Origin of the sequence: Ruminococcus flavefaciens, from assembly GCF_900119075.1 — a bacterium.
Lineage (GTDB): Bacteria > Bacillota > Clostridia > Oscillospirales > Ruminococcaceae > Ruminococcus > Ruminococcus flavefaciens_Q.
In genome coordinates, this window is the sequence record NZ_FPIP01000003.1 from 128534 (window position 1) to 139597 (window position 11064).

At 44.5% G+C, this 11064-nt stretch carries 10 protein-coding genes; 8 read left to right on the top strand and 2 right to left on the bottom strand.

Translation table 11 applies throughout. The annotated features are described in order from the left end of the window. Positions 1–51 precede the first annotated feature (51 nt). From BT105_RS05545 to BT105_RS05580, 8 genes are all read left to right on the top strand, one after another. On the top strand, positions 52–1041 hold the full coding sequence (locus BT105_RS05545) for an alpha/beta hydrolase (protein ID WP_072299814.1): 990 nt from the start codon (positions 52–54) through the stop codon (positions 1039–1041). Continuing rightward, on the top strand, positions 1038–1610 hold the full coding sequence (locus BT105_RS05550) for an MptD family putative ECF transporter S component (RefSeq protein ID WP_072299815.1): 573 nt from the start codon (positions 1038–1040) through the stop codon (positions 1608–1610). The genes BT105_RS05545 and BT105_RS05550 overlap by 4 nt, the downstream gene beginning before the upstream one ends. Before the next feature lie 25 nt (positions 1611–1635). Beyond that, positions 1636–2421, top strand: coding sequence for a class I SAM-dependent methyltransferase (locus BT105_RS05555; protein WP_028515069.1), 786 nt, complete (start codon positions 1636–1638; stop codon positions 2419–2421). Next, positions 2418–3200, top strand: coding sequence for a ZIP family metal transporter (locus BT105_RS05560; RefSeq protein ID WP_028515068.1), 783 nt, complete (start codon positions 2418–2420; stop codon positions 3198–3200). Before BT105_RS05555 ends, BT105_RS05560 begins: the two co-directional genes overlap by 4 nt. Positions 3201–3209: 9 nt before the next feature. Beyond that, on the top strand, positions 3210–3695 hold the full coding sequence (locus BT105_RS05565) for a methyltransferase family protein (RefSeq protein WP_072299816.1): 486 nt from the start codon (positions 3210–3212) through the stop codon (positions 3693–3695). A gap of 12 nt (positions 3696–3707) precedes the next feature. Next, entirely contained in the window at positions 3708–4355 is a 648-nt protein-coding gene (locus BT105_RS05570; RefSeq protein WP_072299817.1) for a class I SAM-dependent methyltransferase, read from the top strand. Further along, positions 4328–5014 (top strand): DUF6796 family protein, encoded by a 687-nt coding sequence (locus BT105_RS05575; RefSeq protein ID WP_347496870.1) that lies wholly within the window; start codon positions 4328–4330, stop codon positions 5012–5014. Before BT105_RS05570 ends, BT105_RS05575 begins: the two co-directional genes overlap by 28 nt. A 129-nt stretch (positions 5015–5143) precedes the next feature. Further along, positions 5144–9607, top strand: a complete 4464-nt coding sequence (locus tag BT105_RS05580) for an FMN-binding protein (RefSeq protein ID WP_072299819.1) — start codon at positions 5144–5146, stop codon at positions 9605–9607. A gap of 63 nt (positions 9608–9670) precedes the next feature. Here BT105_RS05580 and BT105_RS05585 read toward each other — a convergent pair whose 3' ends face one another. Together BT105_RS05585 and BT105_RS05590 are read right to left on the bottom strand one after the other, a co-directional pair. Next, positions 9671–10312: a formate/nitrite transporter family protein gene (locus BT105_RS05585; RefSeq protein WP_072299820.1), complete on the bottom strand. Its 642-nt coding sequence runs from the start codon at positions 10310–10312 to the stop codon at positions 9671–9673. After that, the gene (locus tag BT105_RS05590; protein ID WP_072299821.1) at positions 10305–11054 is read right to left on the bottom strand and encodes a phosphotransferase; all 750 of its coding nucleotides are present in this window, start codon (positions 11052–11054) and stop codon (positions 10305–10307) included. Before BT105_RS05590 ends, BT105_RS05585 begins: the two co-directional genes overlap by 8 nt. Between the last annotated feature and the right edge of the window lie 10 nt (positions 11055–11064).

Here is an 11064-nt window from a genome sequence, read left to right on the forward strand (position 1 = left end):
TGCAACTGTCATGACAAGCTGATAAATCTGTTGCGTTAAGGTGGTTATAATATGAAATTCGATAAACATGATAAGGTAGTAAAAGCTCCCGATGCTTTGAATAATCCGCTGTATAAGCTGATAAAAGCAGTGGTGAAGGCTGCAAAGATCAGGAACAGCCTTGTAGGTACAAAAGAAGAAGTCCTTGCAAAAGCGGCGAAAATGAATGCAAAAAACCGACATTTCATCATGCCCGATGACAGCAAGGCTCATTACACTGATCATCTGATATATGGAAATTATCACTGCCTTGAAATTGATATAGAAAAGAAACGGCGGAAGAAAGCGGTGCTGTTCGTATTTGGCGGTGGAATGATACTCGGCTCGGATAAGGGAGATGTGGGAATTTCGAGAAAAATTTCAGAAACTGCAAATGCTGATGTGTGGTTTCCGTATTATCCCCTCTGCCATGAACATGATATGCTTGAAAATGTGCAGATGATATTTGAATGCTATGCGAAAATGCTTAAGTTTTATAAAGCTGAAAATATTGTATTTCTTGGTTTTTCATCGGGCGGAGCACTGATACTCGACCTTATCACATATATCAATGAGCTGAATGACAGCGGAAGCAGTATTCCAATGCCGGGAATGCTTATACCTATTTCGCCCGGGAGCGTTCCAGTTACAGAAACGGAGAAAGCAGAAATAAAGGTGCTCGATAAAAGGGATATCATGATACCTGCCGAGTATATGTATACTGCCCATGATATAATGTGTCACGGCAGAGATATTCCTGAAATATACCTTGCAACGGCACACGGAGATTTCCGCAATGCTCCCATGACGCATTTTTATTACGGAAGTGCTGAAACGCTGTATGCCTTTGCACCGAGCTATGCAGAGAGCTACCGAAAAGCAGGTGCAAAGTGTATTATTCATGTTGGAAAAGGTATGCATCACTGCTATGCACTGCAATACTTTATTCCTGGCTGCAAGCCTGCATTTAATGAAGTGATGAGGCTGATACAAAACTATTTCAAAAAGGAGAAAAGAGTATGAGAACTGAAAAGAAATGGAGCCCGAAGAACGCTTTATGGATGCTGCTTTATGTTGTCATTTACGTTGTGACGTCGGTGATCGTTTGCGCATTTGGGGCGATACATCCATTTTTCTTCGTTTGCTATCAGATAACCGCCGGATTGCTTGTAACTGGAGTAGCAGCAAAAGCATTTGATAAAATAAGAGCTTTTGGAGTTGCGGCGTGTTTATCATGTGGTATGCTTCTTGCTTTCTTTGCGATGCAGGACGCAAATCTGTGGCACTGTGTACCTGTCATAGTTATTGCAGTGCTTGCGGAATTTATCCGCATGATATTTAAGTATAGCTCAGCAGGCAACATGATTGCTTCAGTCATTATGACATTTTCTACATTTGGATACTATGGACAGATATGGTTCAATCGTGATTATACATACAAGTGTGCTGTTGATGAGATGCCAGGCGGTTATGCGGATACACTTATGAATTGCAGCCCTGCATGGGCATTTCCTGTTGTATTGATAATCGGAATAGCTGTTGCTGTTGTGATTTACACTATAACGAAAAAACTATTTAGATTTGAAAAGTGATTTTTCTGTTAAAGGAGTGTTATAAATGAGTGCAAATTATAAAAACTGGGTACCAAACGGAATGATAACTGCATTGACCGCAGGAACGGCTATTCTCGGCGCAGGAACAGCAGCGCTTATGTGTGCTAAGATGAGTCCAAAGCTGAAAATGGCTCTTGTCGGAACGGCAGGCGCAGGCACACTTGCCTGCGGTGCGATGACAGCATGGAGCATTTATGCACACTGTAAATTCTCATATAACGGCAACCGACAGCTATCCAAAGCGATTGTCGAGGGTACTGCGAAATATATTACGCTGCCCGAAGGCGGCATCGGACTTGACGTTGGCTGCGGAAGCGGTGCGCTGACCATTGCTTGTGCAAAGCGAAATCCTCAGGGCAGAATGGTCGGCATAGACCGCTGGGGCATGGAGTATGCGTCGTTCAGTCAGCAGCTTTGCGAGGATAATTCTGATTCTGAGGGTGTTCAGAATACGGAATTTCATCAGGGTGACGCCTGCAAGCTTGATTATCCTGATGAATATTTTGACGCAGTTACGAGCAATTATGTTTACCATAATATCACAGGAGTAAACAAGCAGGAACTTCTCCGTGAAACTATGCGTGTGCTGAAAAAAGGCGGCACATTTGCAATACATGACATTATGTCAAAGGCTCGTTACGGCGATATGCAGCAGTTTATCAGTGAACTGTATAACGAGGGCTATGAAGTCGTTGAGCTGATTGACACTACAAACGGTATGTTCATGTCAAAGGGAGAAGCAAAAGTTCTTGGACTGAGCGGCTCGTCGTTGCTTGTGGGCAGAAAATGAAAACAGAAATATTATCTGGACTTCTGATTCCTTTTCTCGGCACCGCACTTGGCGCAGGCTGTGTGCTTTTCATGAAGCACAACCTAAGCAGATGTGTTCAGCGGGCGTTGACAGGATTTGCAGCAGGCGTGATGACAGCCGCTTCGATATGGAGTCTTATAATTCCGGCAATGAATATGTCAGAGAATATGGGAAAACTCGCTTTTCTTCCTGCGGTTGTCGGATTTTGGTGCGGCATTCTTTTCCTTTTGCTGCTTGATAGTCTGATACCACATCTGCACATGAATGAAGAAAAAGCGGAGGGATTGCCGTCAAAGCTGGCACGTACAACAATGATGGTGCTTGCAGTTACGCTACATAATATCCCCGAAGGTATGGCTGTTGGTATCGTATATGCAGGCTTTATATCAGGCTCTGCTGATATGACCGCAGGCGGAGCGCTCGCTCTGGCTCTCGGAATTGCAATACAGAATTTTCCTGAAGGAGCTATCATTTCAATGCCGCTTCATGTGGAGGGAAAAAGCAAATGGAAGGCGTTTGCGGGCGGTGTATTATCAGGAGCAGTTGAACCGGTCGGCGCACTCCTCACGATACTATTTGCAAGTCAATTACTGCCTATAATGCCGTATCTGCTGAGCTTTGCCGCAGGAGCAATGATATATGTGGTGGTAGAGGAACTGATTCCCGAAATGTCTGAAGGAGAGCATTCAAACATCGGTGTTATCCTGTTTTCTGTCGGCTTTACTCTGATGATGATATTGGATGTTGCACTTGGATAAGAGAGAAAAATGAAGAATAAAGAGCATTTACCGATTTTTGGTATCGGACCGTTTCTTGTAGTCGGAATGGCAGTTGTTGCTGCCATTGCGATTGCTGTATTCAGTTATGTTTTACATCTTGGAACCGTCAGTGTATTTCCTGCGACGATGTTGATAGCCATTGGAATTGCACTTATCATCGCAGGTCTGATCGTTTGGTTTATTGGTGCTGTACGGTCCGGAATGGACGATAATATAAAAGAAAATTGTCTGAAAACAAATGGAATATATGCATGGGTAAGAAATCCCATGTACAGCGGCTGGTGGATGCTGATCACAGGTATCAGCCTGATGTGGCGCAATATCTTTCTGATTCCCGTGATCGTCATCAATTGGGGCATTATGACAGTTGTACTGAAAGCAACTGAAGAAAAATGGCTGCATGAGCTTTACGGGCAGGAGTACGATGACTACTGCAAATGCGTAAACAGATGTATACCATTTAAAAGAAAGTAAAAGGAGTATTTTATGACACCAAGAGAATATAAAGACTTATCAATAAAGGAGTTTACAAAAGCTGCCGAGATCTATGAATCGGATAACGCAGGCGTATATAATATGTGCAAAAAGGATTATCCCGATGTACTGGCAGAGCTTGAAAAGGAGCCGTTTACCGATCTTCTGGATTGCGGCTGCGGAACAGGTCCTATGCTGACGCTGCTACATAAGAAATATCCCGATAAGCATTACACAGGCATTGACCTGACGCCGAAGATGATAGAGGTCGCAAAAAGGAAAAACATGAAAGACGTGGAGCTCATAGTCGGTGACTGCGAAAAGCTGCCCTTTGCAGAGAATTCCTTCGATGTGGTCATATGCTGCGAGAGCTTTCATCACTATCCCAATCCGCAGGACTTCTTCAACAGCGTATATCGTGTTCTCCGTCCAAACGGCAGACTTATCCTGCGTGATATGACAGTTAATTCGTCGGTAAAGAGGTGGCTGTTTAACCATATTGAGCTTCCTCTTGTAAATCTTGCAGGCAAGGGTGATGTGAAGATCTACGGCAGAGATGACATTAAAAAGCTGTGCGACGGCTCGGGACTTCACATGGAATCCTTTGAAAAACGAGGTTTCTGCCGTCTGCATTGTGTTGTAAGAAAAAGTGTAAAATAGGAGTTTTTTATGTATTTAGTTTTTCAATATTAGGTCTGATCGGCGGTCTGCTTTGCTGTACGGTAGATATTCTCTTTGACCTGAAAGGCAAAGGAAATGAAAAGCTCGGAACTTCAAAGAATATTGACAGCAACTGGAGCAAAATGGCAGATTGGAGATTCGGACTTTCAATCGCTCTTGCTATGATAGGTGATGCATTGGTAGGGCTTGGTTTTTATTCTATCGGTATGCAGATAGCTGAAACGCATTCGCTGCTCGGCTATCTGACGATAGGCTTCGGATATTTCGGGGCAATGGCAGGCATTTTCATTCATGCTTTTCTCTGTGTTCAGGCGCTTATCTACAAAGGTGCAATGATACACGGCAATCTGCAAATCGCTGATGATATACTCGAAAAGATATACAAACAGATAATACCGACATTCCTTTTAGGCTATGCAACGCTTTTAGTACCGACAGTTCTTGTGATGATCGCTATTCTGAACGGCGCACTTGATGTACCAAAGATATGCGTACTGTTGAATCCGATCGTGTTCCTGATCATTGGAACGACCTGCCGTAAAATCGATCCTGTGAAATTTCAGGATCTTCCCGGAATCATCATGCCGAGCTTCGGACTTTCTATGTTCGGACTTATCGGGGTACTAAACTTGATATGAATTATTTGGAAAAGTTGTTGACATAAGCAATATAGAGTGCTATACTAATTGTGTTAGTAATTACTAACAGTTGTTTTTATATTCAACTGTTAAATTATTATCAATATACAATAAAGTGAGGTCATAAAAATGAAGAAACACAGACTACGCAACAACCGTCTTTTATGCGCTGTACTGTCTGCGGCGCTGATGACGAATTCCGTTCATTTTGCCGCTGCCAGCGGAGCTTCTGCCTATAAAGACGGAGCGTACACAGGTACGGCAGGCGGCTTCAACGGAGATATCACAGTTTCTGTAACAATCAAGGACGGTTCTATATCCGCCATAGACGTTACAGACCAAAAGGATACTCCTTCATACTGGGAGAGGGCAAAGGTGATAATCCCCGATATCATAGCTGCAAACGGCACGTCAGGCATTGACGCTGTAAGTGGAGCAACATACAGCAGCGAGGGTATAATAAACGCTGTGAACAATGCTCTTGCAAAAAGCAATGCTCCCGAGTGCTTTGAGGACGGAACAGGCAGTGAAAATTCACCCTTTGTGATAAAGACGGCTGCTCAGCTTTCTGCTTTTGCAAAGAGCGTTGACGAGGGCGAAAACTATCTGGGCAAGTATATCGTGCTTGACGCGGATATCGACCTGTCGGAAATCGAAAACTGGAATCCTATAGGAGCTGAGGGCGCGGCAGGCAAGAATCTGGATAAGATATTTGCAGGCAATTTCAACGGCAGAGGTCATGTCATTAAAGGACTCAATATCAAAACAAATGAAGAAGCTCCCTATTCTGAAGAAACCAATGTGGGCTTGTTCTCAACGCTTCTCAGCACAGCAAATGTCTCGGGAATAAAGCTTGAAAACGTTGATATCAGTGTTTACGGAGCAAAGGTGGTCAGGGTCGGCGGAATCACAGGTGATATCACAAGCAGGGCTGTTTCAAAGACGGACGGTCACGCAGTAGTTGACAGCTGTAGTGTCAGCGGTTCTGTATCTGCAAAGACAAATGAAGCTATGGTAATGACAGGCGGTGTAGTTGGCAGAGCGGCAGGAAATGCAACTATTTCAAACTGCATATCAGAAGCAGGCGTTGAGTCATCGTCAGGCACTAAAATTGCATACGGCGCCGGTATCGTTTCCATGGCAGGCAACGACACATACATTGTAAACTGCGCTGATACAGGCGATGTAAAGGTTATGACAGCAAGCGGACTTTCCCTTTATGCAGGCGGTGTTGCTGGCATGATGACTTCGGCGCAGTATAACTGCTTCTCGGCAGGAAATATTACAGTTGGAACGATAGCACAAGCAGACGCCGCAAACTGCGCAGGTATCATCAACGGCGCTCTTATGCCTGCGGCTTCGGGAAAATATGATTATTACGCAGAAAGCGCTAAGCTGAATTATGTAAACGAGACTGGTTCTGCATCAGCAGTTGAAGCTGTATCTCACGGTGCAGGCTCTATGAACGCAGAGGGTACGTTTGCCGCTGAAAAGGTCGCAGAAATAAACAGCGCAGAATTCGTAAAGGCCCTCAATGACAATCTCTATGATATTGCTAAAACTCTTGGTGATACGGAGTTCAAACTTTGGAAGCTCTCAGACGAGGGAAAGATAACACTTTCGGACGAAGTTTTCATAAATGATGTTATTGATACTTCCATATTCGAATCGGGAAAGGGTACTGCTGAGGAGCCATATATGCTGAAAACAGCAGACCAGCTTCGCGCATTTGCTTTGTCGCTCTCCGAACACATTGACTATTCGGGCGTTTTCATCGAGCTTATGAGCGATATTGACGTATCCGACAAGGAGTGGACTCCTATCGGCGACAGCGACTATGTTTTCAACGGCAGCTTCGACGGAAAGGGACACACCGTATCGGGTATGACAGTCGGCAGCACCGATACTGCTAAAAAGCTTGAGGACGGCAAGAATTATACCGGATTTTTCAGCGTTCTCGGCACTAATGCAGTTGTAAAGAATGTGAAGCTTACAGATGTGCTTATCAATATTTCCTATAATTCAAGCGCATATGCAGGCGGTATCGCAGCAGTTATGAACTCCGAGGGCGAAGGTTACAAGGGAGCGTTGATCGACAGCTGCTCAGTTAAAGGTAAAATTACACTGACCTCCGACAAGGGCAATAATTTCGTAGGCGGAATCGCTTCATACGTTTACAAGGGTGCTATCATCAACTGCATGACTGATGTTGACGCTTACTGCACCGTGACAAAGGGCGGCTCGTTCGGCGAAACAGGCGGTCTTGCCGCACTTGTGAACAGAGGCCTTGTTGCAAACAGCTACTCTCTTGGAAATGTTTACGGCAGCGGAAACCGTGAGGACGAGGGTATGGCTGTTATAAGCTCGCTTGTTGCTGTAAATGCAGGCTATCTGGTGAACTGCTACGGCGCAGGTAAGCATGAAACAAATGATTATTCGATATATACTGGAGCTGTATCAGGTTGGATAACAGGTATCGGTCATACATACGACTGCTATTACAACGGCGAAGCTTCAATGAAGATAGGCGATAAGACAGTTGATCCCGTCGCTGATGTGGGAACGAGAGTTTCATCGGGCGTAAGCGACGAGGGTATGGCTTACACAGGCGGAGTTGTATACGGCAACGCGGCTTATACCTCAAAGGATTACAGCAAGCTTGCTGAGAAGCTGAATGCTAATTTCAAGGCGTTCCCTGCTGAGCTTACGCAGTTCGGGATCACGAATAATTCTCTTAAATCATGGAAATACGATAACGAGGTAACATTTGCAGACGATTATGCAGAAGCTTCCTATGTACAGCCCGAAGCTGAGATAGTGAAAAAAGAGGAGCCGAAGCTCAGCGACGGTACATGGTACGGACGTGACAAGGACAAAAAGGTTGTTGTCACTATTACAGTTGAGAACGGAGAGGTAACAAAGACAGTTTCCTCCGACGGTTCAACTAATGGTGAAGCTTACGATGAGGCACTTAAAACCGCAAAGGACAAGTCAACATATAATGACACGACAACATACGCTTCTGCCGATGTTTCAAAATTCGCAGGCGGCAAGGGCACAGAGGAAGAACCGTATCTTATCAAAACAGAAGCACAGCTTCGTTACGTTGCCGAGTCTATGAATGACGACGTTGACTGGAAGGGCATATGGTTCGCACTTGACAGCGATATCAACCTTACAGGCGGCGACTGGTTCCCTATCGGTCATGCTATTCAGGCAGAGATAAACGGACAGAAGGAAAATGTTTCCGTATATCCGTTCAGAGGAAACTTTGACGGCAGAAACCATACTATAACAGGTCTTACAATAGGCAGCAAGGACGCTCCTGCGGATATATACCTTTCAGGATTATTCGGATTAGCGACTGGCGAGCATGATACAAATCTTACTCCCGAAGCTGATGAAAAGCTTGTTACTATCAGAAATATCAAGCTCAGGGATATCTCCATTAATGTTGATTCACGCTATGAAGCGAATGTGGGCGGACTCATTGCATGGGCTCAGAACGGCTTTGTTATTGACAACTGCTCCGTTGAAGGCAGCATCAATGCCAAAACAAGAGAATCCTTTGCAAGAATAGGCGGACTTGTTGGCAGTACTCTCCGCGGCACTATCACAGATTGCTGCACAAATATTGAGATAAACGCTGCTACAGGAACTTCGACAGTATATGCAGGCGGTCTGGCAGGAATGACGAACCGTTCCGCACAGGTTAACTGCTTTACTCTCGGCAATATTTCTGCCAATGCAGAAAGCAACAACAAGGCAATAGTAGGCGGACTTACAGGTATGTCGGGCGGTACGAATATAAACTGTTTTACATACGGAAATGTTGAATCACTCATCACAACTATTGATGTCGGCGGCATAAACGGAAGAAACGCCGGTATTTCACTTGATTACGAGTGCTATTACAATGGAAGCGCAGTCTATAAGACAGCAGGCAAGGAGCTCGATAAAAAGGCAGCTTCGGGTACCGTAGTCGGCGGAGAACTGAAAACAGCTTCAAAAACTGCCGCAGAAATGGCTTCTGATGAGTTTGCAGCTGCTCTGAATGCAAATAAAGCGAATATGCCTGCTATTCTTAAAGAAGTAAGCGCATATCTCGATGATATGATGTCCAATAACAAGGAAGGCCTTTCACATCTGCTGTTCTATACAAAGGACGGAACAGACCTCAACAGCTGGAGCAAAGGTGAGAAGTCGCCTGTATTCACAACTGAAACCAGCAGCGAAACAAAGACAGATGACGATAAGAGCAATATTGCCTCTGACGAGGTGCTTGGCAGCTGGGCATTGAAAGATTACCTCCGCAAGAATAATGTAGGCGGTACAGATATTACAATAAAGCACAGCAGCGACGGAAATCGCGAGATAACCATCTATGACAGCACAGGTAAGGCACTTGAAAAATACACTGTCGATCCTAAAACCGGAAAGGGCACAACTTCTTCAAATGAGGTTGTTGACCTGCCTCAGACAGGCGATAATTCCCTTACGCATATCATTATAATGACCATTGCAATGACAATGCTTGGATTAGGAATAATTTGCTTAAAAAGCAGTATGAAAATACGACGTAAGGAAGAATAATTACACAGGAACAAACAAGGCAGGGAATAAAAATCCCTGCCTTGTTTTGTATATACGGAAGTATCAGATTGAGGATATCTTTTTTATAAACGGCAGTGTCATGCCTCCTATGGCATTGCCTGCCGCGACTGTCAGTATGTACGGTATATCCTTTGGAAAAGTCCCTGCCGTAAACATATAAAATGCGTCTGCTATCGAATGATTGAAGCCGCAGATTATGAATATCATCACAGGTATGGAAATGCCGAAAACCAAGGATATATCAGCATTCCTTTTTCTGCATTCCTTAGCGTTGTCCACTGCAAGGTACATGAGCATTCCGCAGAATGCTCCGAGGATAAGCTGGCTGACGATAGTATCGCTTGTCTTTGCGGTAATGCACAGCTCGGCTTTTTCGCAAAGCGTCTGCGAGAACCTCGTCTGCTGTAACATAACTGCTGCAAATGCAGTACCTATGGCATTTCCGATAAGTGTGACGAGGACTTCGATTATATAAATGGGAGCGTTTTCGGGGATATATCCGACTTTTCCTGTATACAGAGCAAATCCTCTCTGAACTATGGTAAAAAGACCGAAGCTGAAAAGGAAACTGCCGATTATCTTATTTTCACACAGCAGATATACCGCACCGCCGACGCTTATCATTATGCCCGAAAGCACTGCATTCAGGCTGAGAGAGGTGTATTTTCTGACGTTTTTACTCATAATCGACCACATTCACCCACGAAAGGAGAATGTCTTTTTCCTTGTCTTTTTTCTTCACAGATTGCGAAGCTGCAACTATGGGCATCCATGACTGGACGTATTTCTTTGCAGTCGCACTCTTTTTGCAGAAAAGATCGAGATATTTGTCTGCGCCTGCGATATTTCCCTCAAGGCAGAAAGTAAGATAAGTCCTTGCTGCGTCTGCTGAAGCATTGCCCTGGGTAGCGTGAGCCCAGTCGAGGATATATGGCTTGTTATCGGGAGTTATGATTATATTTGAGGGAGTATAGTCGCCGTGACAGAGCTTGTTGTGCTTCTTCATGCCGTCAAGACGGGTGTGGAGGTCGTATTTTGTGGTCTCGTCAAGGTCGGTAAGGTCTATCTTGCGGTTCATTTTGTCTTTCAGACGGCTTAAAAGCGGACAATTTCTGGACTGGATATCAAGCTGTATATCCACGAACATTTCCATATATTCATCGTATTTTTTAGGATTTGCCGCAATAAGGTCCGAGAGCCTTTCGCCCTCGATAAACTGCGAAACTATAGCCCACTTTCCGTCAATGCGTGTGACCTCGAAAAGCTCGGGGACGTTCAGTCCCGTTTCCTCAACTCTTGCATGGTTGAGAGCTTCATTGAGAACGTCAGCCTTTGAATAGACCTTATCGAACAGCTTTATGCACTTGTTTCCGTCGCGGAATATTTTCTTGTTTATTCTTTCTGAGATACAATTATCAAGTTTCATAGCATTGTCT